The organism is Sphingobium chungangianum, assembly GCF_977014255.1.
Map to the genome: position 1 here is coordinate 2,560,446 of NZ_CDRNIV010000006.1, position 24,841 is coordinate 2,585,286.

Here is a 24,841-nt window from a genome sequence, read left to right on the forward strand (position 1 = left end):
GGCAGGCAGTGGGCATAGCGCCGCGAAATTGAAGCAGGAAAGTCGCGGCATCCCCTTGCCACCCGCCGCGCCGCACGATAGGGAGCCGCCTTCCAGTGCATGCGGAGCGGTGGCCGAGTGGTCGAAGGCGCTCGCCTGGAAAGTGAGTATACGTCAAAAGCGTATCGAGGGTTCGAATCCCTCCCGCTCCGCCATTTATCCTTTCATCGTTATTCATCAATGACCGCCTAAGGGCGCAGATCCCTGCGGTTTTTTTGGCCACGGTTGACCGTTCCCGTTCGTTGAAATTCGTCCCTAGCCACCCTAAAATGTGGGGAACGATGTGGGGAAATTCCCGAGTGTGGGGAAGCGTCCGCTCATTGTGTGGGGAACTGACATGGGCAAGCTGACCGCCAACGAAGTGAAAGCCGCACTGGCGAAGCCCGGAACCTACGGTGATGGTGACGGACTTTTCCTAAAAGTAAGCCGCACAGGCGGCGCTAGCTGGCTCCTGCGAGTCCAGCATGACGGCAAACGACGTGACATTGGCCTTGGTAGTGCCAAGCTGGTGACGCTGGCAGCGGCAAGAGCCAAGGCAGCCGAAGCCCGCAAGGCGACACGTGAGGACGGACGTGATCTGGTAGCCGAGAAACGCAAGGCAAAGGCAGAGAACGTGACCTTCCGCGAAGCGGCCCTGACCTACCACGAAACGCATAAGAACCAGTGGGCCAACGCTAAACATGGGGAGCAGTGGATCAACACAATGGAGGCTTATGCCTTCCCTTCCCTTGGTTCAAAGCCGGTCGGCAGCATCACCGCTGGCGAGATTATCACTGCTATATCCAAGGTCTGGACCACTAAACCTGAAACCGGAAGGCGTGTCCGGCAGCGGATATGCTCTGTACTGAACTTTGCCCACGCGCGGGGCTGGCGATCCACTGAAGCCCCGTCAGCCGCGCTAGCGGCTGGTAATGGACTCCCAAAGCAAAATGCAGGCAGGCACCATGCCGCAATGGCTCACGCGGACGTGCCCGCATTTCTGACCCGCCTCCGCGTAAGCGGAGGAACATGGGGCAGGCTGGCCTTGGAGTTCGTTATCTTAACCGCCGCCCGCTCACAGGAAGTTCGACTGGCAGCATGGAAGGAGATCGACTTTGAGAAGGGTCTATGGACCGTCCCTGCCGACCACATGAAAATGGGAATCGAACATGTTGTTCCACTTTCACCTCAGGCACTAGCCGTTCTTCATAGTGCCAGGGCCATCAGGCGAGAAGGAACAGACCTGATCTTTCCCGGCATGAATGGCGGTGCCATGTCCGATATGACCCTGCTTGGTGTGCTTCGCCGCATGAAGGAAGCTGCAACCGTGCATGGCTTCCGTTCGTCATTTCGGACGTGGGTAGCCGAAGAGACGAACTTTCCCGGCGAGGTGGCGGAAGCGGCATTGGCTCATCAAAACCCCAACGAAGTTGAACGCGCCTATCAGCGCGGTGGGTTGCTCGATAAGCGGCGGAAGCTGATGGAAGCATGGGGCGCATATTGCGCCACGGATCGCCTCTTGACGAAGATTGTGCCGATAAAGAGGCTAGCCAGATAGGACGCCGCTAAGCAGGCAGTCTCAGTTTTCAGACATAATTTTATGAAGCGGTCCACTTCATTTTGGGAGAACAGCGCCAAGAGACCATAGCGGCTTGCTCGAAAATCGCCTCTGGGTTACCGGAAGACTGGACAAGCAATAAGTTGGGGGCAGTGCTAAGTGATTGAGGGGTCAAGGGTCTATCTCTGTCAAACGCGGCACCGGCAAGACGTATCATATACCGTTCGCACGCGCTTTAGCGCCCGTGGCCAGCGCCAAGTTTCGGAAAGCTGAATGCCCTTGCGAACGGTAGCATCTGCGCCCGAGGATACGAATGGAGCCGAACAACGGACTGTCGAACCGTCAGGGGAAATCGGCAAGGCCCAATTTTTATCCGGGGATGTTCTTAAGCGGCTCCAAGATATCGAACCCGCTTCTTGTTCTCTGGCTATCTCGTCACCGCCTTACAACATCGGCAAGCCTTACGAGCGGACGGACGAGCGGACGTATGACGAATATCTGATATGGCAGAGGCAGGTTATTGAGGCCATGTTACCCTCCTTGACGGAGAACGCCTCTGTATGCTGGCAGGTTGGCACTTATATAGCTGAGGGTGAAGTATACCCGCTCGACGTGCCCTTTATTGAGATATTCCGCAGTTTGGGATTGCGGCTACGCAATCGCATAATCTGGCGCTATAATTTCGGCTATAACGCTGACAAGCGTTTCTCTGGTCGCTATGAGACTGTCCTGTGGTTTAGCAGGACCAATACTTATACTTTCAACCTCGATCCCGTTCGCATTCCTCAACTCTACCCGGGCAAACGGCATAGTGCATCCAAGGGAGAGAAGGCCGGTAAGCCTAGCGGTAATCCCTTGGGGAAGAATCCGTCAGATTATTGGGAATTTTCGGCTGTTGAAGACTTCCAAAATAATCCCGTTTGGGATGTGCCCAACGTAAAAGCGAACCACCCCGAACACACGGAACACCCTTGCCAATTTCCGGTCGAACTGGCGGAGCGCTGTGTATTGGCGCTCAGCACTTCGGGGGAAACCGTGCTGGATCCCTTCATAGGGACTGGAGCCACCGCAATCGCTGCGGTGAAACACGGACGACACGCCATCGGCATCGACCGGCATCAGCCATATCTCGCTATTGCAGCAAAGCGTATAGCTCAGTATGCGAATGGCGATTTGCCGCTCAGGCCGCTCGGAAAACCGGTTCGCCGTCCGCGATCTACAGAGCGAGTGGCTCAGGTTCCCCTCGAATGGCGAGACGATAATACCGGATTCGATCCGGCTTCGGTTGGAGGCGAAGATGGCGCAATCTAAGCCCCCAAAGCCAAAAAAGAAGAAGGCGCTGAGTCCTGAGGAGCTTGCTAAGCGCAATCTACAGCGGAGGCACCGCCGCGAAATCCGAGAAGTCTTTTCCGCAGTGGGCTTCCGACGCGTTGACGGTGCATCCGACCGGGAGTTCACCTACGAAGGAGTGACTTCGGACTTCGACGACGTTTTCATCTTAGAAAATGTTGTTGTATTTGCCGAGTATACTACAGCGAGCGATATATCCGAACACGCCAAGAAAAAATACCTGATGTATGATCGCATCCGGAAAGATGATGCCAAGTTTGTTGATTTTGCACGAGGCGAACCTCTAGGTATAGATGCGAACCTTGGTTCAAAATACAGCGACAATCAAGTTCGGATTGTTCTACTTTATTGCTCCCTTAACACGGTTCAAGCCGAACTTAAGGACCAGATTAACCATGCCCTGTTTATGGATTACAGTGTAGTTCGGTATTTCAAGCTTCTAACAAAGACGGTTCGTAGATCTGCTCAGCATGAGTTACTTGCCTTCCTCGGCATAGAATACAAAAATTTCGCCGATAAGGCGCTCAACGCCAATTCGTCTCCGCGAGATCCCTTTAATGGATCTGTCTTGCCCGAGCACCATTCCAAGTTCCCGAATGGGTACAAGGTTGTTTCTTTCTACATCCAGCCATCGGCGCTGCTGTCACGAGCCTATGTCCTTCGCAGGGACGGGTGGAGGGATCGTAATGGCTTGTACCAGCGCATGATTCTCCGGACGAAGTTGGACTCCATCCGCAAGTATCTTGTCGATCAGAAAAGGGTGTTTGTAAATAACATCATTGTCACCCTGCCATCAGGAACAAAGATATTAGACAATAACGAGAACACGATAAATACGGCAACCATTCACACAACCCAGCCAGCAGTCATCTCCATTCCTAGCGAGTTCAACTCTGTCGGGATTATCGATGGCCAGCATCGTGTCTTTTCCTATTATGAGGGAGGAGCTAACGAGAGCGTCATTGGCGCCCTAAGATCACAGCAAAATCTGTTGGTGACCGGTATCATCTATCCAGATAGCGTTAGCGATCCAGAGAAAACCCGATTTGAAGCCGGACTTTTCTTGGAAATTAATTCCACGCAAGCGAATGCAAAGTCAGAGCTTAAGCAGGCGATCAATCAACTTATACGGCCCTTCCTTGCTGATTCTATCGCAAGAGACGTGCTGGACAAACTGAACGACAGCAAAGGCGCTCTATCTGGCAAATTTTCGCAGAGCTTTTTCGATACTGGAGGTCTGCGCACTACGTCGGTGGTCAGTTATGGATTGAGGCCCCTTATAAGGCCCAGTGCGCCTGGCCCGCTCTTCGCGCGATGGCAGGATGCTGACAAAGACACGTTTGTGAGCTTCGAGAATGATGCCGCCCGTAAGCGTTACGTTGACTATTGCGCCGGTCAGATCGCTGTTTTTTTCGCCGCCGCAAAGTCACGCCTGCCGTCTGACCAATGGACAACTTCCCGGTCGGTTCAGAACCGCCTTCTGACACCTACGGTTGTTAATGGTCTGATTGGAGCTATGAGGCAGGCTCTCGATTCCGGGGTGGAGATGACGTTTGAAAATTTACGTGATCGGTTCGCAGGGTTAGAAATGTTCCCGTTCGAAAAATACAGGTCGAGCCAGTACACCGTGATGTCCACTGCACTCTTCAAAACCTTCTTCGGGCCGGGTGCAGCATCCAAGGCCTGAAGGTCGCTGTCGCTCAGCCCATTATCAACCGCTCGGCACCAGTATCTTCGACCTCGTCATTTTAGCCTTCTAGAATAGCATTCATTGACGGTCGTATTTGGGAAGGCGGCCTGTGCCGAATTTCATGGGAAGGGGCTGCCATAATCGGCGGCGAACACAGGCTCGCCTGACTACGGTCGGGCGTGATACCCCGAAAACAATTCCGCAGGCTGCACATTGAGCGCACGAGCCAAGGACAGCGCGGTCTTAATCGTGATGTTCCGTTCGCCGCGTTCGATCCCGCCTATATGATTGCGGTGCAGTTCGGTCAGCCCAGACAAGTCTTCTTGGGTCAGGCCGCGCGCCTTCCTGAACTGCCGCACGGCATCACCTAACGGGACAAGATCGGGATCGACTTCCACGTAAGCGTGGTTGCCGACCAGCCTTCACCATCGCCACATCGATAAGTGTGAATACCGCTTTTATGATGCATTTATCGGCTGATCACACTTATAGGTGTTTATGCAACTCTAAGTTTTTTGGGTGGCTTAGCGGCACAGGGGGTGAAGTGAAAACGTTCAAAGTGTTTTCTGATGGAAGCGGCAGCTACAAGGCCGTGAAGCAAGGTTGGTGCTGGCCTGCATTTTTCTTTGGATCAATATGGGCGCTATTTAGTGCCCTGTGGGCGTTAGCGCTCGTCATGCTCCCTATAGAATTTATGATAAGTGTTGCTGACACCATCTTAGACAGAACACCCAGTTCCTACGAAGCTCACTATGAGGGAGTTCCCGGACTGGTCCTGCTACTCATTCTCTCGATCCCAGTAATGATCCGGATCATATTTGGGGCACGAGGCAACAGGTGGCGAGCGAACAAACTCCAGAAATTGGGCTACGCAGCCATGTCCTCTGTAGATGCACCTAACAAAATGCGTGCAATATCCTTGGCAAGGAGCAGCATAGAGGTTGAACAGCAATACAGCCAAAGAGGTATCCCTGCTTTTGATGCCCCGAGACATCCCTATCGAGAATCAGCAAATGAGCCTCGAATCGAACATAGCGCAAGTACGAAGAACAGCACCGAAAGCCATCCTTTCGCCGTGGACAGTTTACTGCTGCTTCTTGCGGCTATTATAGGCTTGGCCGTATGTATGACTGGGATCGGCTTCATCGCGGCAGGGGTTCTGGTTTTCGGGTTTATCGCTTCCATAAAGACTGGGAACATTCGTTATCTGAATATCTCAACAAATTTTATATTATCCTTGGGGTTTTTAGTTTTTACAATCTGTTCATGTTTTGCAGTTTTCATGCAGTATGTACTCATCAACATCCCTCCGTATATTTCCGAATACGGCGATACCGGGACGATAAACATTCCTATACTTGGAATGTCTGATCTCTATCCTTATGACGTAACGCAAAAAAGAGATACGTTTGCCGCTTTCTCGGCTTTCGCCCTTTTCGGTTTGGCGGCCTTAAAATTCGCTTGGCTGGCACCGCTCACGCGGCAGTTCGACGCCATTCGAGCATTTCTTTTCGATTTCCGGATTCCCAAATTTCCGGAAAGGCCTAGTGCGCAGAAGATCATGTCTCGGGAGGGATTACACCCATATTCCGTGGCGGACGAGCTTGCCAAATGGAAAGCCCTCTATGACCAAGGTGCTATCAGCGCCGATGAGTATCGACAGGCCAGAGGTCGCCTGCTCAATCCCGACTTACCATCGTCCGGTCGGTGATGGCCAGCCAAACAGTGGACGCCCGCAGACGCCCGGCGTGTGCCAGCCGACCACCCAACTCACGCGCCGCAGGCGCAGTGGGGCAGGAGTGGAGAGGCTGGACACGCCGGGTGTCTGCTTTGGAACCAAGAAGCGGAACACCAACTTGGCCTGTCTCCGCACCGTTTAAATATCCAAAATTATCATAAAGATATATTGGAGAAGCTCTCCCGCTTGCTGACCGCTCTCCACTCCAGGCTTTGCTCCATCGGTCCTCGCTTCGCTGCGGGCCGATGAGCAGCCTTCGCTCCGTGCGGCCAGCAAGCTGAGGGGAGTAGTTGCGTCCGTATAGTTTGGTCCCGGCTTGGCGAGCATTGCAAAATTTTATTTTGGAACGTCTGCCAGCAGGTATGACACCATGACACGCCTCCAATATATGAAGCCCCCCGGTCTGCCACCAATATCGCAACAGGGGTGCCCCCCAATTTAACACTGGGCCTCCGGCCTGTCTGGATGATTTTGTCCGGTTTAAGGTAAAGGCTTACCTCATGGCTACCACCCGCATGACTTTCGGTGCCGTCCTTGGCACCATCACCGATACCGCCAGCATGGTCAGCAAGACCGTCACCACCATCGGGGGCGGCATCGACATGGCAAACCGGTTCGTTGAATCTGCCGCTACAGATCAGCGTGACCGTCAAGCGATCCACCGCAAAACATTCCGCGACACTCTACTACGCGAGGCCCGCATCGACGTAGCCCGCTCCAACCGTGAGGTTTTCGACTTCTGCACTGAGTCTCAGGCCAACGCTGCGCTCTACGCTCAAGCTCAGGAATACCTTCCCGACAATATCTTCGGGGAGTAAAACAATGGACCGTAGCCCTTCAGGGCTGCGGTTCACCTAAAGAACCGATAGGTAACAGCACCACCAACATAGGTGACAATATCATGATCAGCCTTCTATTCATATTCGCCATATTCAAGATAGCCCTCTTTGCTCTGGGTTGGCTTGTTGAAGACAAGAAAGCCACTCAAGAACATAGCTATCGCTCGACCTACATCCGCAAGGATATGTAGGTAATCATCAAATCATTCTTATCTAGATTACCACCCTACTCTTCGGCCTATCTCATCCAGCTTAGATATTGAAAGGGCAATTGAGTTAATCTCGCGTGCCCTTCCGGAAATAGCGTCACGTGTGTAACATGCGTAACAAAGTCAGAGAACGACATCTTCGCTTTCTGGTTTGTGACGGATGTTACGACTGTTACGTGTCTAACCTTCGGCCAGATAGCGCGCCCAAGTGTCTCTGAAGTCTTCCCGGAAATATCCTCTCAACATATGACCGCCCGGACCAGTCAAACGCATCGGCTGCGGCCTGACCCCAAATTCACGCAGCATTTCGGCCAACGTGCGGGCGTCTAACCCCTTCCGCCCTAACCCACCCCACGGAGCCTCTTCGTCCGCGAGGAGCTTGTCCAACAGGTCAACAGTCGAAATCCGGTCCTGCTCGCCAAATGCCGCCTTAATGTCAGCCAGCAATTGAAGGTCGAGAGAAGGCCGCTTGTCGGCCTTCGCCAACTGCAAAGCCTCTAACGCTGCCTGCCGAGCCAAGGCAGGCCATCTGCCACCTGCAAGGTCGGCTACGACGATTAAGGGTTCCCAAACGTCGGCGTCCCGATCTTCAATGCCGTCAGGCAATACGGGCCTGTGCGATGCCGCTACCTCGCGGACTTGGCCAGCCCATCTGGCCCAGTCATCCCTCAATGCCTCGCCAATATGTTTGTGGTCGCGCCGTCTATAAGACTCAACTTTCTGGCCCGGCAGCCTCTTCCGCATTTTCATGACAACTGAACGGGTCAGGATCGTGTCCGGGATATTCCCAATTCCGGCCATTGCGACCGCAGCAAACGCACTTTTCCTGACAGGGAACCAGTCGTTGTCCACCTTCTCATTCCGCATGATAAAGCCGTCTACCTGATGACCAGCATTTATCATGCCACGCAGTTGCTCATCACCTTTGCCGTTGGCTCCATACCTCGTGTCGATTTCATCAATGAAGTAGGTCGGTCGCCCTGCCGGATCGTCTAACGCCCGGATAAGACTGGCGGTGGTAACGGTCGATGCTTCTAGCGCTAACGGGCACTGCAATGCAGTCAGCCGCAGGGCTAGCGATTTACCGCTTCCAGGCTGTGCCGAGAGAAAAGCAAGACGCGGGGTCGTCTCCCATACGTCCATCAAATGTGTGTGACCTGCCCAGAGCACTAAGGCCACGCCTGCGTAATCGGATGGAAGGATTACAAAGCGTTCGATGAATGCCAACGCACGATCCAGTAGCTCCGCGCCGTCAATGATGACCGCAACGCTAGACCCGTTATCGTCTGGCAGTAGTGGATCGTTTGCGTTATTAGGCGTTGTCAGGCTCGCAGCTTTGGCAACCTTGGGGCCGGTCGCTGTCTCACCAGCACCGGTCCCTTCGTCTATGTTGTCTTCGCTCACGCGGCACCGCCAGTGGCGCGTTCAATCAGCGCCTTGATGCTGTCGATTTTGACCAACCTTCTCGTGCCGATCTGCATTGACGCGAGATCACCCTTCGACAGCATGTCATAAATCTTGGTCCGACCGATGCCCAGCATCTTCGCGGCCTCGTTCACAGAACATAACATAGAAATCATAGGTAAAACCCTCTGAGTTGCGCCGTCTCTTTGCGGACTCCAGAGGTATTGGACGAATTAAGTCTTAAAGCAAGATCATCATAAGTATCTCATGACCCTGATACTTCGTATGAAATCAGGGAACCTAAACACTATCGTTTCATCACAATGAAGCCATTGTTCAGGCTGCACAAGGATCTGAAGATGACTTTTAAAAATCATCGACTATAAACGACCTAAAGACTAACTTTTTTTCATCGACGTCGAGCAAGCCCAGCCATTGGCATCTGCCACAGCTCGTTCAGATGGCATCAACGCCCGAATCGGAACCAGCGCGCGCAGTGACTTCGCCGTTTGCTAGCGCCATCATTGCAAAGAGGATCATGTCGGCTGAGGGGCGTTGGTTCGCATCACACACGTCTTACGATTCCGCCCGCAAGACTGCCCACCCGCTACAGCGCCATATGAGAAGCGCGCGAGTGGGCAGCCTTACTACCGTTACGCACGAACGGCACCGTTACAGCCGCCTTATTCTCAGTAGTAAGAGCCGACACTCCCGCGAAGTGTGGGGAATAGTGTGGGCATAGATTTTATGGTCAAGATTTTATTGTTTAAAACCAAAGGACTGAATGTATGATTCTACTCCCTCCCGCCCGCCATCTAGTCTCAACATATTGTAAACGTTAGAGAATTTGCCGAAAAGCGGCGCAAATTCGCGCGTGTTCAGTTCAGTTCGATACTGCAGAGAGTCAGATGCGAGCCAAAGATACGCAATTCTGCGCCGCTTTCTCTGCTGCTACGCTGCTGGAACATCCCCGTCACTACCGAATGCATGCGTCCCCCTTCATCTCAGACATCTGTCGCCCAAGCGACGCTCCTAAAAAAATGGCACGTCCAAGGGGGGCCTTTTCTGCGATTTTCCTGATCATGTTATTGGATTTACATCATAATCCATAGAGCTCGTCGGCAAACGTGTGTGACAATAACAGGTTAAAACAGGTGCTAATTTCTGGATCAAAGCATAAAAATAGCGGTGAAACAGGCAGATACCACCTGTTTCACCGCCATCCGAAATTCTGCCTTATCCCCTGGATGAAACCCCGTAAATCCGGGGGTTTTCAGACCCTCGTCACGAAATTGTTCTCTCAGCCAGCAAACCTGCTGCCCACCGCACCTGCCTGATGAAATCTTCGCACATCAGACGCCTGCGGCAGCGTGGAGAAGCCAGTTTGATCAGACGGGCTTCGAACAGACTGACGGTTCGACGCCTGCCGTCAGGGCAGATCATCCTGACCCGCCTGTTCGCAAGATCGAGCACCTCACGATAGCGATCTTCGAGGCCGTCGGTAAACGCGGGCCGGCCACCGATCCCTCCCGAAAAGGTTCGCGCCCATCAGCTTCCCCGACCCACGATTTCAAGGCCTTCTCCTGCGCGATGCGCTGGCTGCGCGACACGGTGGCCTCGGGCAGCTTCTCCAGCTTCTCTTCTTCCGGGGTGATCACCAGCAACTGGTCCATCTCGGTCGTGGAAAAGCCGGTGATCTCCAGATCGAAGCTGAGCTCGAGGGCATTGAGTTCCTCGAACTCGATTCGCAGCACCTCTGCATCCCAGCCGGCGTTCTGCGCGATTCGATTGTCCGCAAGGGCGTAGGTGCGCAGCTCGGCAGGATCGAGGTCATGGATCGGGATGACCGGCACGTCTGCCATGCCGAGCAGCTTCGCCGCGGCATGGCGGCCATGACCGGCGACGATCATCCCCTCGTCATTGACTATGATCGGAGTGGTGAGGCCGAACTGGCGGATCGAGGAGGCGATCTGCTCGATCTGCTTCTCACTGTGTGTACGGGCATTGCGTTTCGCGGGCCGGACCGCCGCGAGCGGACGCAGTTCCACCTTGAGGGAACGGATCAGTCCGTCCCCCCGGATATCAGCATTGTCGTTCATGGGTATGCAACGCTCGAGTGGGTCGATTGGTTCAACCATCGCCGACTGCTGGAGCTCATCGGCAACATCCCGCCTGCCGAAGCCGAAGATCAATATTATGCTGCCGCAGACAACATCGGTATGGCAGCGTGACTCACAACCCTATGCCTCCGGCAAACCCGGCGCGTGTGTGGATGCCTCCCAGATTGCAAGGTGATTTTCTGACTTTGCTCGGCAGAGCGCTTCATCGGTCGTGTGTCAGGCCTCTGGTGTGGCTTGCTGACGCCACGGGCCGTTATGCAGTTCGAACGATCCGGGCCACATCGGTTCAGCGAGCTTGGTTCGCTCTCGCCCCGGGACTGGTTAGCCGCACCGTGAACATTGAAGTCCTTGCCACATAATATCAGTCGATCTCCTTGCCGGGACCAAGGCCCCGAGCGCTATGGCAGTTACGCCATTCACGCCAAACGGTAGTCTTCCTCGCGTGTCATCATCGCCCAGATTGTCCGCGCCATTTTGTTCGCCAGCGCGACGGCAACCACCATCCGCGGTCTGCGGGCCATCAGCCGTCCCAGCCAGTTGTCGGGGAGAACGCCTTTGCGAACAATCCATCGAATCCTGCTCATCGCACCGACAACGAGAAGCTTGCGAATGTCGCTTTGTCCCATTTTGCTCATGGACCCGAGCCGCGCCTTCCCACCCGTCGATCGCTGCTTCGGTACCAGGCCGAGCCATGCCGCAAAGTTTCTGCCGCTGCCGAATGTGCGCAGGTCTGGCGCGAAGGCCATGATCGCGCCGGCGGTCACTGGTCCGACACCCGGTACCGTGCAGAGGCGGCGAAGCTCGGCGCTGACCGTTATAGCCTCTCGTAATCTGAACGAAAGTTCGGCGATTTTGGCAGAGAGGGCGTCGATGTGCTCCAGGTAAAGGCGTGCGATATCCCGGATACTGGCAGGCACGTCGATGTTATCGTTGTCCACCGTCGCGCGGATATCTTTCAGGTGAGGAACGCCTTGGGGGAATACCAGACCGAATTCGGCCAGGTGCCCTCGCAGGGCATTGATGGTCTGCGTACGCTGACTGACAAAACATTGGTGGGTTCGGTAGGCAACCGCCCGCGCTTGATGTTCCGCACTCTTTACCGCCACGAAATGCAGGTTCGGGCGCACAGCTGCTTCGGCAATGGCCGCCGCATCTGCCGCGTCGTTTTTCTGCCTCTTCACGAACGGTTTTACATAGATCGGTGGGATCAACCGAACCTCATGACCTTCTGCGCCCGCAAACCGGCCCCAGAAGTGGCTCGTCGCGCAAGCCTCCATCGCGACGATGCAGCGAGGCTGACCCTTGAGCAAAGCCTCCAGTTTGGACCGAGAGACCGTCCGATTATATAGAACCGACCCTGCTTGATCGGTCGCGCAGACCTGGAAGCTCCGCTTTGCCAGATCGATCGCCAGCATGTGTGCGTCCGACATATGCTCCTCCTTCGCGCGCCACCATGGCGCTCGTCAGCATCATACGATGCCGGGCGAAGGGAGGCATCCACCGCATCAGTTCAAACCGTTTTCGTGACAGGGATAACTTTGGAGATCATCTAATTTAGGCTTCCGCGAGGGAAGCCTAGATGTCCGCAAATGACCACTAAGGCTTAAGGTGGAGGTATTTGGTGAAGAAGCGCGCCATCGTATCAAACGCCTCCCGCGATTCGGGTAGCGCGATATCGTAGAAGAAGGCATGTCCCATACCATCCCAGATGTTGAGTTGGCTAACGGCTCCGCTCTTCTGCAACGCATTATTGGTTGCAACGGCGCTGCTCATTTCCAGAGCTCGGGTTCCCGTTACAATTAGAGTTGGCGGAAAGTGCCTCAGTACTTCAGGCGACCGGAGAGGCGAGACAGCGGGATCGTCGAGTTTGGTCCCCTCGTAATATGACAGGCGTATCTCTTTATTTGGTATTGCCTGGAAGGGGGAGGTGAAGGCAGCGCTGTCACCTAAGAGGCGCATGTCAGCAGATGCACACAAAAGGCCGATGGCGGCTGGAAGAGGCAGCTTATCGCGGATCAGCGCGGCGGTAGTCTGGGCGGTAAGTTGGCCGCCCGCCGAGCAGCCATATATCACCACATCTTGCGGCTTATGCGTTTTGAGTAATTCACGATAGACCTTTATCACGTCCTCGGTTGCGGCGGGATAATGCGCTTCTGGGCCTTGCCGATAAGTGATGCTTACACCCTCCACGCCCATGAGGCCCGACAGGGGGATCGTCTCAAACATGCCATTGGCCCCCGCGTTGGCAATCATGAAGCCCCCGCCCGGAAGGTTCAGCAGTATCTTGCCAGACTTTGCGGGCGTGATGCCTGCCATCGGCCGCGTCCAGACGGCCGGGACACCGGCGATCGCACGCTCCTCAGTCTCTACCTTGTACATCCGCTTCAGTTGGGCAACGCGGCCCGCGACGAGCCTTGGCAAATTCGTGCGCAAGGCGGTGACATCCTTTGGCGACTGACGGAGCACCTCGAACATGTCGGAGGGCACACGTGGTAAGGCCGCTTTCGCCTCGGCACTCATATACTCGGAAGGAGGCAGGCGAAATGAGGGCACGTTCACCGACCCATCTGCTTCGATTGGTCGCGAAGAAGGATTAGCAGCAGCTTGCCACGATCCGCGAGATGGTGCGGAGCCTTTTTCTGCCTTTGTTGCGACTTGGGCGGTCACTGCGGCAAAGGGCATGATCAGTGGAACTACAAGAACCGCGCATTTGAGAAGCAGCTTAGGCATCATTCTTCCTTTTTCGTCCATATTGTCAAGGTCGCCAAGGTGATCCGGCTTTCCTATTCAACGATCCCAATCGGGACAACTAATCGGGAGTCCAAAACTTTTGCATCAGGGGCGATGGAGGCAGAAACAGTGATTTCGGCGGCCAGAAGCGCGCCAAATGTGCATCAGATTTTTGTATCACGGGGAGGGGCAGATTTCTGCGATTTTTGGCTTGATGCAAAACTTGTGATTTTCGGATCATGGATGGGCAACGTCAGTTTGCGTGAGGCGAAGGCGGTGAGCCCTGCGCGAAAATAGGCTCCCGCAGGGCCTTGGAGAACGCGATAGCGCGTGGCGATACGTCCGCTGTTCTCGGGCACGCGTGCGATCCTGTCGTCCTGCGCCGCGCCATCGTTGGCCGTGTCGGTATAAGCATAATTGGCGAGGAGCGAGAAGGCAGATCTCGGTTACCACAGCAGACCGGCCTCCACCCCGCATGCGCGCTCTGGATATGGAAGCCCAAATCGGCGAGGACGGCAAAGATGACGTTTCGTGCGTGTGCCGAAATGCTGCGATCGTGCCCGAAAGACTTCTCTTCGGTATGGCGAGATTGATTCCGGCCTCGATATTAAAGGAGATTCCGGCTTTGGCTCCTGCACACGACAAGCCAAAGGACGCGCGGAAGGCCGTCCCATAGCCAGCGAACAGCGCGATGCCGGGCGCGCACCTCTGCCGATGCCTGCACCGCCGCGGAACAAGCGCCCGCCGCCGTTGCAATTCGGGCCTGAGACACTCCTTCTAGCTGGTATTTTCAGCCGCCGATAGGCCGTGGGCGGCAGCGATTCATTACGGCGGATGTCGCTGTCATTGTCTTCCCATTTGGTCTGCCACAACTCGCCACCACCAAGCTAAATCTGTGGCCAGATGCACCAGAACAGTCCGGCCGGGCGGCCCGGGGATTTTCGTCCTACGCATGCTCATCTGCCATATTTTATAAGTTGGTTCATCCCGAGCTACCTGATAGAATGCTTGCATATGATTACCTGACTTATCAAGATAGATGGAAGGTCAATACTATTATGGTGCTCAAGCCTTGGGGACGGCTCAACCAAATCGCCTATATGGTGCCCAACTTAAACAAGGCGATCGATTGGTGGACCGAGGTGATGGGCGTGGGGCCCTTTTTCATCTTTCCCGCTTTCGAGATGGTTCGAGGCGATTATCGCGGTAAAGAGCATTTCGCACAGTACGGCGCGGCGATCGCATTTTCCGGGGACCTGATGGTCGAACTTATCGAACCGCGAGGCCCGTCGATCTTCCAAGAGTTTCTGGATGCGGGCCGTAAAGGCGTCCATCATCTATGCGCTTTCTCCGACAGCATGGAAGATGCGGAAGCCTGGGTCGCTGAACACGGCGGCACGCGACTGCAAGGAGCTGAGTTCGCAGACGGGTCCCAGATCGCCTATTTCGCGATGGATGCTGAGGAAAACAATATCCTGGAGATCGGCGTGTTGAAGCCCGAGGTCCAGAGCCTTTTCGACATGATTCAGCAGGCTGGCGCCAACTGGGATGGCAAGGCAAAGATCTTCAACCCGACGGCGGGCTGAGGATTATTGGGCGGGTGGCACTGACAAGCGAGTCAGCCATCCGACAGATCAGTCGCCGGTGAAGTTCAGCTCCACACGGACGCCATTGGGATCGGTGCCGAAGATTTGGCGTAGCCTGATCGATTCAACGATGTTGACATCATGGGACATGCTCATCTCCGCCAATAACTTCGTAATGGCGTCATAGCCAAGCACCGCAACCGGATCGAGCGATGCTTTGGTCGCCTCAAGCATTTCAGACGCTTCGCTACCCGCTACGATCGGCGCACCGCCCACTTTGCCGACTTCGTACATCTCGCCGCTGCCATGATCTGGCTACGCTGAATGTCAATCGGCCTAAGTGATGGGAGTGTTTCGCTAGGACTTTGTTGAGCCCGCGAATGCGATGATGGGGTAAGCAAAGCACGTTGAGCGAAAGACGGGTCGGACCCGGCCTAACGCTGGCCAAAACGGAAGTGTTCGGCAAGGTCCGCTAAACTCTTTCGCAATGCCTCTTCCCTCTCAGCACCCAAAACCGACCGGATTTCGTCATTGAGGACATCACCTTCCGCACGTAGCGGCGCGCACACTTCGCGGCCTTTGCCAGTAAGCCTCACGCGCACCTGCCGCGCGTCAACCTCAAAAATGCTTCGCTCAACGAGACCTCGCTGCTCCAACCGCTTGAGTGTTTGTGATACTGTCGCATGCGCTATCGAGAGCCGCTTGGTCAGTTCGGAATGCGAAAGAGGCTCTTCTTGATACAGTTCAAGGAGAAGAAAGGCCGCAGCCTGACTCACATCGGCTTCGGCGGTCCTGACGGCATAAAGATGAGACTGGAGGCGCGCCACCATCGTGATGAGATAAGGTGTAGTGAGCTTGGCGTCGAATTCCGAGGGCGCAACCCACTTCTCGTCGAATCCTGTCCGAACCGGGGGCCGCGCGCGATGTCTGGGTGCTTGCTTCATCCGCTGTCCTTATGGGAGAGTCGTCATAAAGCCACATAAAAACAGCATTTGTCGTTCCGCAACAACAACGAGGAGCCGCCAGGCGCTTACGACGCCCGCTTGCGGCTCTCCTGTCTAGAACCGTGAGGCACAAAGCTTGAGGCCTGTTTTTCCCAGTCTTTGGTGTCATCCACATCCATACGTAGATCACCTTCCCCGTGCGCCGCTAAGGTCGTCGAGCGACCGACTCCCTATGGATGAGAAGGGGCCGCGTCGGACTCGCATCCGGGGGTAACGGTAAGTCGAAACAGTGCCATGATTCGACCGGCTTGTTCCGTTCGCTTGCAGGATATTTCAAGATATGGACGGCCGACACTGTCGACCGCCGCCGTCATCATATATCTGAAGTTCAGAACTTGAATATCAGTTCACCACCATAGGTGCGCGGAGTGCCTGGAGCGCTCGAAAAGGCCGAGCCGGAGTCTTGAGCATAATAGTTGATGTTGAACTTTTCACCCGTGATGTTCTTCATCCAGAAGCGAAAGGTCAGATGCTCCGCAGCGGCTGGCGTGAAGGAAACAGAGCCGTCCAAAAGGAGGTGCGAGGGTTCCTTGATGACGTTGTCGGCATCCCAGTTGAATTTATCCGCCCAGTTAGCATTCACGTCCAGAGTGATTTTGCTGTCGTCGGCCAAGTTATGATCGTAGCTGAAGCCGCCACTAAATTTCCATTTTGATGCATAGGGCATATAATTACCAGAAGCATCCACCACAATGCTGTTTAAATTACCCGGAGCAAGCGGCATGTTAGGAGTGAGCGCCTGACATGTGACTGCATCCACCTGAGGATTAGGGCAGTAGGAAGGGGCGTCCGGGAAGTCACGGAACTTTGCGATCAAATATGTCCCAGCCAAACGAAGCATTAGGCCTTCGGCCGCGACGGCGGTCAGATCCAACTCGGCGCCCTTGGTCCGCGCAGAACCGGCATTCTTAAGGAAAACCAAACCATTGCGCTGCGCCTGCACCTGCGGTTTGCTGATGTCGTTCCAGAACAGGGCGCCGTTCAGGCGAATACGACGGTCAGCCAGTTCCGTCTTGAACCCGATTTCATAGGCATCAACCACTTCAGGCGATAGCGGCTCCGCCTGGTCTAGCGGCAGCGTGTTGAACGTCCCTGCTTTGTAGCCACGGCTGTAATTGGCATAGACCATTATGTCGTCGGAGAACTTATGATCGATCGAAGCCTTCCACGTCCACTTCTTGAACGTCTTGCGCGCAACACCGCCCCCCGGCACATTGTCCACGGGCGTCTGGGCGCCGGCCACAACGGCATTGGCTGTCGTTGTGTCGAAGACGGTTCCAACCGGCGCACCGAATGCACCCGCGACCGCAGGGACATTCTGAAGCAGGAACGGCAGCTCCGGAATGAACAATGTCGTGGTAGTCCCGCGGCCAGCAACCCTGTCGGTCGTGTAACGCAGGCCGCCCGTCACATTGGTGTTATCAGTGATGGGATAGGTCAGCTGGCCGAAGGCAGCATAGGATTTAACGTTCTGCTCACCCCGGATGTTGATTGAGTCGACCAGCAGCGCATGTATACCCGGCCCATAGATCGTGGTCGGGTCGAAACCGCCATCGGCGTTCAGATAATAAAGGCCGGCGATCCAGCTGACGGGCGAACCTGCCTTGGACTTCAGTTGAAACTCTTGGGAGAACTGATTGTCTACAATATTGAGATCGTAACGTGCCCAGTCGTAAGGTGAGTAATTTCCTGCAGAGGCGTACAGCTCGATATTTTTACGATAGGCAGTGATACTGACAATATCGGCGAATCCTAGTTCATAATCGATACGGCCGGAGAAGCCATAGCCTTCCGACTTGTCATACATCTTCTGTGTGCTGCCCAAAGCGACGTCATAGAAGCCGAGCGGCGGCAATTCCTGCGATGGCACCGGGAAGTTGCCCGAATTGCCAAAGCCATTATGCGCCGGGTCGGGCGACCCGCCAACCGTCCCAGGGAAAGGACGTGCGTAGATTCCTATCTGGCTCCAGCTATTCTGATAATAACCAATCAACTTGACCGAAAGACCATCGACAGGATCCCACAAGATCTTTCCGCGTGTACTGAAGCTACGGCCCTTCCAATAATCATCATTGCTCGGTAAATATCCAAGCGACGTATTGAAATGATCTACAAGCGTTCTATTTTTACCCCAACCTTTGTCCTGATTGTGATAACTGGCGGAAATATTCGCTGCTAAATTTTCCGTGATCGGCATGTTCAAATAAAATTTGGCGTCCATGGTCTGATAATTGGCATAACCCAGACGCGCTTCAAGCTCAGCGTTTTGACTCGGATCCTTCGTGTAGATAGAGATCACGCCGCCTGATGCGTTGCGGCCAAACAGCGTTCCCTGAGGCCCTTTGAGAACCTCGACGCGTTCCACACTGGCAAGGTCGAAGAAGGGCACTGCAGCGCGGATAAAGTAGACGTCGTCGATATAGACCGGCACGCTTGCTTCGTTACCGGCGGTAGCGACAGGGTTGCCAATTCCGCGAATGAAGGTGGTGGCGGTGCCCGCCGCCTGGCCAATTTGCAACGCGGGGTCGACGCGATTAAGTTCCTGGACGGTGGTGATGCCAACGGACGTGAGTTGATCACCTGACACCGCAGTCACAGAGAGCGGCGTATCCTGAACATTCTGAGCCCGCTTCTGCGCAGTGACGACGATGTCCTGAAGCTGATTTTCCTGGGCTTGAGCCATAGTGGAAATCATAGTCGTACCACTGATGGCAGCACAGGAAAGAAGCCGAACCAAGCGCGACTTGCGAGTTGAATAGACTAAAAATTTAGACGTCTTAAACATCATCATCCCCATTTCAATAACATCTATTACATCAATACGGACCCGGATATTTCCTTGGGGTCATTCACATTTGAGATGAGCTATGTGACCAACTCAATATGGCGCAAGATGTCTGTTCGTTCTCATCGTCAACAACCGCCGACGACATCGTTTACCATTGTTGCTTCGCCTCGCATGAACTCGTCCACCTGCCATTGCGCCGTCTCACCGGGCGCGGCATTGGGCGCACGGGTTTTAGTCAATGTGTGTTGGTGTCGCGCTTCCACAATCTATTGGTTGCGTACCGCGCTGAGGCTCCAGCTATTTAAGGCAAGAGTCCCGGTCCAGATATTCCATCAAAGTTTTATGAAGGAAACGAATGCGGACTTCCTGATAACGGCTTAACATGACGTCCTTCACCCCACCTGCCTTCAGGCCTTGCTGTTGCAGCGCCAGATTTTGGCAGTCCTGATCATAGATTAGCCCGTGCCACGGCTGAAAAGCGCCGCTGGCCGCATAAGTATCGTCAGGGCCAAGGTCGATTTGATTGACCTCTGGAAAATCGGATCCGTCTTGCGGTTTTGGCCGGAAGATCATGAAATCGAAACGTGTACGATCTGGACTATTGTCGATCGGAACGAACCGATAGGCGAATGGATAAGGCAATCCCTTGAATAGGAGAAAGTTGGGGAACAGCGAATATTGAATGGGATCACATGCTTCTGCGTCCGTCAGATGGCTGAAGTCCTGTCCGTAGACCTTGCCCAGTTCAGTACGGTTCATATCTGCCAGATAGCCCCGCGCAGTCTTGCCCTCCGGCAGTGGCGGAGCGTTATCAGTATTGCCAGTGACGGCGCCGAACGTTGCTTTCCATATCTCGGCTTCGGTAATCGGCTGGGGGTATTGGTCGCTGGGAATTCCGGTGGGAGCACAAAAACGACTAACATGACCATTGTCGGCCCAGACGTCATATTGCGTGCTGGCGTCGCCCCCAAAAGGAAGAGCTTGCGAGTGAAGTTCGGCGACATGGAATGCTTCGATAAACCCTTCCATGCAACACTTCCAGTTCGCCTCCATGACCTTGGTTACGCGGGTGTCCAGATAGACGTCGTCCCGCGACCAGTCGGCAAATTCCGCGATCAGCGGACCCAAATATGTTTCCAGCGATGGTGATGCGGGATCGCGGTTGACGAATACGAAACCTCCCCAGAGGCCAACGCGCGCTTCTGGTAAAGCGAGTTCGGAATCTTCGACCGGATCGAAATCCCAGCGCGCAGGTAAATTCTGAAGGGAGCCGTCGAGGTTCCAAGTCATGCCATGATAGGGACAGCGTATCTTGTTTACGCTCGTGTCCGACGCGCATAATTTCATGCCGCGATGCAAACATCCATTATAGAAAGCTTTGATCACGTCCGGAGCACTGCGCATGATGATCAGCGACGCACCGGGCGAGTCATACAATACGCAATCACCAACTTCCCTTACTTCTTCGACACGGCAGGCGACTTGCCACGTGCGCGACCACATCCGGTCCTTTTCCAAGTCAAAGAAAGTCTGGCTGGTATAACGCTCGCGAGGGACGCGCGGCATTTCGATATGCGTGGGATGGATTTGGCGTAAACTCGCGGGTGCCTCAATGGGGTCGCGCGCAATCACTTGCTGATATGTCGGAGCAGGGCTGTCCCGGTAATCGGGTGCGCCGTTGGTATCGAAATGAGTCATGGTTCAATCTCCCATCTTGGGCTGGGTCAATCCAAGCTGGCTATCCAGCGTAGCTCTCGCGGGCCACATCACCCCGCTGGGATCGCACCCGTCAGCAAATAGCCGCCTTCAACAGGAAGCGCGTGACCGGTGACCAATGAAGCTGCGTCCGAACTCAACCAAAGAATGGCAGCAGCCAACTCGTCGGGGCGTCCGAGACGTTTTTCCAGATTGGCGACCTGTTCGATCATGGACCGCTTCGCCCCCACAAGATCCATTTTAAACGCCAACATCGGTGTGTCAGTCACGCCAGGGCATACCGCGTTGATGCGGATCTTGCGCGACGTGTAAGCCAAAGCCGCGCTTCGCGTCATGGCAAGAACAGCGGCTTTCGTGCCATCGTAAACAGCACTGTCCGGCCGCGACCTGAGTGCATTCATTGAGGCGACATTCACGATCGAGCCGCCACCCTGATCGAGCATTTTGGCGATCTGGCGTTTCATGCACAAAAATACGCCCATGAAGTTGATATCGACAACGCGGCGGGCCTGCTCATCCTGCACATCGGCAAGCGCAGTATCCTCCAGTTCCACTGCCGCGTTATTGCAGGCGAAATCGAGACGTCCGTAGGTGGCAATGCAAGTGTCGATCAATGAATCGACGTCTTCGGATGACGTCACATTGGAGCGGACGAAAATGGCCGTGCCACCAGCCGCCGTGATGGCGTGTGTCGTTTCCTCACCACCTTCCGCTTGGATATCAGTGACAACCACATTCGCACCAGAAGAAGCGTAAGCGATTGCCGTCGCCCGACCGATACCACCGGCTGCTCCTGTGACCAACGCTGTTTTGCCCGCGAAATTATAGGTCAAATCGGCCATATACTCGGAATCCTCGTATTTTTTTCGGTCGGGAACTTGTTTTCGATCGCTTTTACATGAGGGAAAAATCGCGGACCGGATCGGCGCCGTCGAAATTCACGGACGCGCTCTTGACCCGGTGATAAACCGACAGGAGCGGTATCGACGGTTCGTACAATTCGACGAAGTGGCCGAATTGTTTGGTCGCATCCATCATCGCAAATCCGGACCCCGGTTGGACTTCGCCGTAAAAGCCCTCCGGAAATCCCGCAGCTTCGAATTCCTTCATGATCGCGGGCAAGTCGTCGACGATCAGCGCGATGTGATGGAAACCTGTCCCGCCATTCGGAAACAGGTCTGAAAAGACCGATGGTTCGGAACTGTGGACTTGAACCATTTCGATCATGACGTCACCCCATTGTCCGTAGGCGGAGGAATGATCGAAAACGCCAGGCTTGCCGCGGTAACGCGCCAAACTCATGGGAATATGCTCCATGACGAAGTAAGGGCCTGAACCGAAAGCCTCCGCATGCTGACGGGCAGCTTCGCGCACATCGGGCACATAAAATGCGACCTGCCGGATCGGATAGCGCATGAACATCTTAGTGAACATTAGGGATACTCCTGCAACGATCAGGCAGGGAGGGGGCGATCACCTGGCCGATATTGCGACAGGTGGCGGCGCCAAGCACGATGGCCACTTTTCCATCAAGCCGCATCTAGATCCCCTCCTTATTGTTAGTATGCATCCTAACTCGACAACGGCTCGCCCGTCAATATATTTAGGCGACATAATATTAACCTGACCGATCGCCCTGTGGTGCTGATCAATCTGTGGCCGTTAAAATGAAGGTGCGTAGCGGATCGGCATCGTAGGCGGCGTCTGCAATGAAATGGCCGACGCCCTGCAAGCCGGACAGGAGGGCTTGGGCCTGTGGGCAATCGCCATATTGTCCTGGCGTTGGATGAATGCGCAGCGGCAAGCCGATCGCATCGACGGCGGCGGAAATCCGCCATAAGCGGTTAAAATGGTGCTGTTAGAAATGCACCGCTCTTCGCGGGCGACGTTCGGCGCGGGAGTCAGGCTTGGCGTAGGTTGTGCCGCCGAATGTGATCCTGTTGGACAACCCGTTCTCGCGTGGATCTATCAGGCTGCCCGAGTTACCCTGTCGTTGCCGGACATATCGCGCTCAGGCGCTCTTTTGGGTCCTTGGGCCGCAGCTGGGACGACACGCGTGGTTGCGCTTAATTTCTCGGGCGCCGGATCCCTGTCGGCGATACGGGAATCCACTTCAGTGGTCCGAAGATCCGCCAGCCAGAGGCGTTTGGCGACAGCCAGAGCAGCGGCGGCCGCAGAGGGGCGAACGGCATTGATCTGGATTTCGTTCGTGAACAGCGCGACGATCAGCCGGTCACGGATTTCCTCTGAATGAAAGTCGAATTCAATGCCGAGGCGCCTGCCCGAACGGCGGACAAATCCGCGCAACAAGCCGACATCCGTTAACACGACATCGACGCGCTCGCCGACACTCAGGCCCGCCGGTTCCGCAAGCTCCAGCCCAAGACCGGAGATGGAAATGTCGCCCTTATCTGACCGGATCATCTGCCCCTGCGCGCTCAGGATCGTCACGGCCTGTCGCAGCGCGAAGCGCTCCTCGCCTCGGACACGCGGTTTTTCCAGGCACATCATGGCGACCAGCAGCAGGATGAACATGTTCACGATCGTCCAGAAGGTCACCATGGGCAGCAAGCCGACCTGCGACACGACCCGATATTCCGGCGTAACATTGATCATCAGACCAGCGAAACTGAGCGCGAGTAGGCCGAGCGCTACGAACAATATCGTCCTCTCCCATGGACTCCCGCCCGCGTCGGACCCTTTGGGCGTGACCTTGAAGACAAGGTCTTTTGGACGGAACAATGTTTGCAGGGCAACCGGCAGAATGCGGAAGGACTGGAACAGCGACAAAATTTGCGCGGCAAGCGGGTAATAGCGCCCCGGCGCCAGGAGCGTGATGCCGCTCAACATTGCGACGATCAGTGGCAGGACATAGTGAATGACCGCTTCGAGATCGATGCCGACCATCGGAGCCAGATTGAACAGCATGAAGCAAATGGGCGTCAGCACGGTGAACATGGATTGGAAGCCCTGCGTGATCCATGCGCTGGGCAGGAACAACAGGCGATAGCGCAGTTTCAATCCTGGCCCCAAAGGACCTTCCTTCAGGTACAGGATCTGGATCGCACCCTGCGCCCAGCGTTGACGCTGAACAAAAAAGGCAGCCGTGCTTTCCGGAGCGAGGCCAAAGGCCAGAGGCTCATTCAGATAGCGGGTGACATAACCCTGCCGCAAACTCGCCAGCGTCAGCAACATGTCTTCGGTGATCGATCCTTCCGGCAGCCCTCCGCCGATCGATTCAAACAAGGTCCTGCGCGTCACGGAGTTCGATCCGCAGCAAAAGGCGGCGTCCCAACCGTCTCGTCCCGGCATGATCGCTTCGAAGAAAAATCGCTGATCGTCCGGCATGGCCTGTTGCAGGCCCAGATTGGTCTGCATGGGATCATGATTGTAGAAGCTGTGCGGAACCTGGACGATGCCGATCCGATCAGACTCGAAAAAGCCCATGGTGCGCAGCAGGAAGTCTCGGCGTGGGACGAAGTCGGCGTCAAACACCGCCACGAACGGCGCGTCGGTCACCGTCAGCCCGTGATTGATATTGCCAGCCTTCGCACCTTTGTTGTCCGGCCGGTTAATATAGCCAGCCCCCTTTGCCATGCACAGATCGCGCACCCAGGGCCGTCGGCCATCGTCCAGAACCCATATGCGCGCGTCCGGCCAGTCGAGGGCAAGACAGCCGAGGATGGTTTTTTCCAGCACTTCGCGCGGTTCATTATAGGTGGCTATGAAAACATCCACCGGGGGTAAATTCAGCGGTCCTTCTTCCCATGCAGCGCGCAGCCGTGCCTCGCCCGCATCAGCCTCCGCCGACCGGTCGCGCGGCCGGGAGAGGATCGCCAGCAAGATTGCGCCATCGAACAGCGCGGCACTTTCCACCAGCAGACAGGTCAGCGGCCACCATAGCTTGCCCGCCCCCTCGCCCCAGGGAATCGTCTGTGAGATCCGCCACTGCAGATAATAGGCAATGGTGCACCCAATCGTCGCGACCAGCCCCGCACGCCACGGCCATATCTTGCCGAAAAGCAGCAAGAAGCCCACCAGCAAGGCCAGAGGCGCGAAGGGCGCGGTGGTGGCGATGCTGGACATGTGCC

Annotated in this window: 19 protein-coding genes, 1 tRNA gene and 2 pseudogenes; 9 read left to right on the forward strand and 13 right to left on the reverse strand. The window is 55.3% G+C overall.

Annotated features, from left to right (window positions below; all coding sequences use genetic code 11):
• Nucleotides 1-103: 103 nt before the first annotated feature.
• The 4 genes from ACWNC0_RS19655 (at nt 104) to ACWNC0_RS19670 (ending at nt 4,613) form a co-directional block, all read left to right on the forward strand.
• Nucleotides 104-194, forward strand: a tRNA-Ser gene (locus ACWNC0_RS19655).
• Nucleotides 195-376: 182 nt separating this feature from the next.
• Nucleotides 377-1,576: a tyrosine-type recombinase/integrase gene (locus tag ACWNC0_RS19660; RefSeq protein ID WP_449474073.1), complete on the forward strand. Its 1,200-nt coding sequence runs from the start codon at nt 377-379 to the stop codon at nt 1,574-1,576.
• A 273-nt stretch (nt 1,577-1,849) separates the two neighbouring features.
• On the forward strand, nt 1,850-2,887 hold the full coding sequence (locus tag ACWNC0_RS19665) for a DNA-methyltransferase (protein ID WP_449474075.1): 1,038 nt from the start codon (nt 1,850-1,852) through the stop codon (nt 2,885-2,887).
• Nucleotides 2,874-4,613 carry a hypothetical protein gene (locus ACWNC0_RS19670; RefSeq protein ID WP_449474077.1) on the forward strand — a complete coding sequence of 580 codons (1,740 nt, stop codon included), beginning with the start codon at nt 2,874-2,876 and terminating at the stop codon, nt 4,611-4,613. The genes ACWNC0_RS19665 and ACWNC0_RS19670 overlap by 14 nt, the downstream gene beginning before the upstream one ends.
• Before the next feature lie 170 nt (nt 4,614-4,783).
• Here the strand turns inward: ACWNC0_RS19670 and ACWNC0_RS19675 are convergent, their stop codons facing one another.
• On the reverse strand, nt 4,784-5,014 hold the full coding sequence (locus tag ACWNC0_RS19675; protein WP_449474078.1) for a helix-turn-helix domain-containing protein: 231 nt from the start codon (nt 5,012-5,014) through the stop codon (nt 4,784-4,786).
• A gap of 146 nt (nt 5,015-5,160) precedes the next feature.
• Between ACWNC0_RS19675 and ACWNC0_RS19680 the strand changes: the two genes are divergently transcribed.
• Both ACWNC0_RS19680 and ACWNC0_RS19685 read left to right on the forward strand, forming a co-directional pair.
• Nucleotides 5,161-6,327, forward strand: coding sequence for a DUF2628 domain-containing protein (locus ACWNC0_RS19680; RefSeq protein WP_449474080.1), 1,167 nt, complete (start codon nt 5,161-5,163; stop codon nt 6,325-6,327).
• Nucleotides 6,328-6,854: 527 nt separating this feature from the next.
• Nucleotides 6,855-7,172: a hypothetical protein gene (locus ACWNC0_RS19685; protein ID WP_449474081.1), complete on the forward strand. Its 318-nt coding sequence runs from the start codon at nt 6,855-6,857 to the stop codon at nt 7,170-7,172.
• A 410-nt stretch (nt 7,173-7,582) separates the two neighbouring features.
• On the opposite strand, the gene ACWNC0_RS19690 is transcribed toward ACWNC0_RS19685, so the two are convergent.
• The 3 genes from ACWNC0_RS19690 to ACWNC0_RS19700 form a co-directional block, all read right to left on the reverse strand.
• Nucleotides 7,583-8,806 carry a DUF3631 domain-containing protein gene (locus ACWNC0_RS19690; protein ID WP_449474082.1) on the reverse strand — a complete coding sequence of 408 codons (1,224 nt, stop codon included), beginning with the start codon at nt 8,804-8,806 and terminating at the stop codon, nt 7,583-7,585.
• On the reverse strand, nt 8,803-8,982 hold the full coding sequence (locus tag ACWNC0_RS19695; protein WP_449474084.1) for a helix-turn-helix domain-containing protein: 180 nt from the start codon (nt 8,980-8,982) through the stop codon (nt 8,803-8,805). The genes ACWNC0_RS19690 and ACWNC0_RS19695 overlap by 4 nt, the downstream gene beginning before the upstream one ends.
• A gap of 1,263 nt (nt 8,983-10,245) precedes the next feature.
• Entirely contained in the window at nt 10,246-10,944 is a 699-nt protein-coding gene (locus ACWNC0_RS19700; protein WP_449474085.1) for a ParB/Srx family N-terminal domain-containing protein, read from the reverse strand.
• Here ACWNC0_RS19700 and ACWNC0_RS19705 point away from each other — a divergent pair.
• A pseudogene (locus ACWNC0_RS19705) lies at nt 10,909-11,037 on the forward strand (IS3 family transposase); the annotation flags it as partial. The gene ACWNC0_RS19700 and the pseudogene ACWNC0_RS19705 sit on opposite strands and share 36 nt — an antisense overlap.
• A gap of 305 nt (nt 11,038-11,342) precedes the next feature.
• Here the strand turns inward: ACWNC0_RS19705 and ACWNC0_RS19710 are convergent.
• Together ACWNC0_RS19710 and ACWNC0_RS19715 are read right to left on the reverse strand one after the other, a co-directional pair.
• The gene (locus ACWNC0_RS19710; protein WP_449474086.1) at nt 11,343-12,356 is read right to left on the reverse strand and encodes an IS110 family transposase; all 1,014 of its coding nucleotides are present in this window, start codon (nt 12,354-12,356) and stop codon (nt 11,343-11,345) included.
• A gap of 166 nt (nt 12,357-12,522) precedes the next feature.
• Nucleotides 12,523-13,677 (reverse strand): alpha/beta hydrolase, encoded by a 1,155-nt coding sequence (locus ACWNC0_RS19715; RefSeq protein WP_449474087.1) that lies wholly within the window; start codon nt 13,675-13,677, stop codon nt 12,523-12,525.
• Between the two features lie 983 nt (nt 13,678-14,660).
• On the opposite strand from ACWNC0_RS19715, the gene ACWNC0_RS19720 reads away from it, so the two are divergent.
• A complete protein-coding gene (locus tag ACWNC0_RS19720) occupies nt 14,661-15,242 on the forward strand; it encodes a VOC family protein (RefSeq protein WP_449474089.1) in 582 nt (193 codons plus the stop codon).
• A 204-nt stretch (nt 15,243-15,446) separates the two neighbouring features.
• Nucleotides 15,447-15,566, forward strand: coding sequence for a hypothetical protein (locus tag ACWNC0_RS19725; RefSeq protein ID WP_449474675.1), 120 nt, complete (start codon nt 15,447-15,449; stop codon nt 15,564-15,566).
• A gap of 110 nt (nt 15,567-15,676) precedes the next feature.
• Here the strand turns inward: ACWNC0_RS19725 and ACWNC0_RS19730 are convergent, their stop codons facing one another.
• From ACWNC0_RS19730 to ACWNC0_RS19760, 7 genes and pseudogenes are all read right to left on the reverse strand, one after another.
• Nucleotides 15,677-16,186 carry a MarR family winged helix-turn-helix transcriptional regulator gene (locus tag ACWNC0_RS19730; RefSeq protein ID WP_449474091.1) on the reverse strand — a complete coding sequence of 170 codons (510 nt, stop codon included), beginning with the start codon at nt 16,184-16,186 and terminating at the stop codon, nt 15,677-15,679.
• Between the two features lie 388 nt (nt 16,187-16,574).
• Nucleotides 16,575-18,929 carry a TonB-dependent receptor gene (locus ACWNC0_RS19735; RefSeq protein ID WP_449474093.1) on the reverse strand — a complete coding sequence of 785 codons (2,355 nt, stop codon included), beginning with the start codon at nt 18,927-18,929 and terminating at the stop codon, nt 16,575-16,577.
• A gap of 402 nt (nt 18,930-19,331) precedes the next feature.
• The gene (locus ACWNC0_RS19740) at nt 19,332-20,732 is read right to left on the reverse strand and encodes an aromatic ring-hydroxylating oxygenase subunit alpha (protein ID WP_449474095.1); all 1,401 of its coding nucleotides are present in this window, start codon (nt 20,730-20,732) and stop codon (nt 19,332-19,334) included.
• Between the two features lie 68 nt (nt 20,733-20,800).
• On the reverse strand, nt 20,801-21,592 hold the full coding sequence (locus ACWNC0_RS19745) for a glucose 1-dehydrogenase (RefSeq protein ID WP_449474096.1): 792 nt from the start codon (nt 21,590-21,592) through the stop codon (nt 20,801-20,803).
• Nucleotides 21,593-21,644: 52 nt separating this feature from the next.
• Entirely contained in the window at nt 21,645-22,184 is a 540-nt protein-coding gene (locus ACWNC0_RS19750; RefSeq protein ID WP_449474097.1) for a VOC family protein, read from the reverse strand.
• A 232-nt stretch (nt 22,185-22,416) separates the two neighbouring features.
• A pseudogene (locus tag ACWNC0_RS19755) lies at nt 22,417-22,584 on the reverse strand (transposase); the annotation flags it as partial.
• A 134-nt stretch (nt 22,585-22,718) separates the two neighbouring features.
• Nucleotides 22,719-24,836 (reverse strand): glycosyltransferase, encoded by a 2,118-nt coding sequence (locus ACWNC0_RS19760; protein ID WP_449474098.1) that lies wholly within the window; start codon nt 24,834-24,836, stop codon nt 22,719-22,721.
• Between the last annotated feature and the right edge of the window lie 5 nt (nt 24,837-24,841).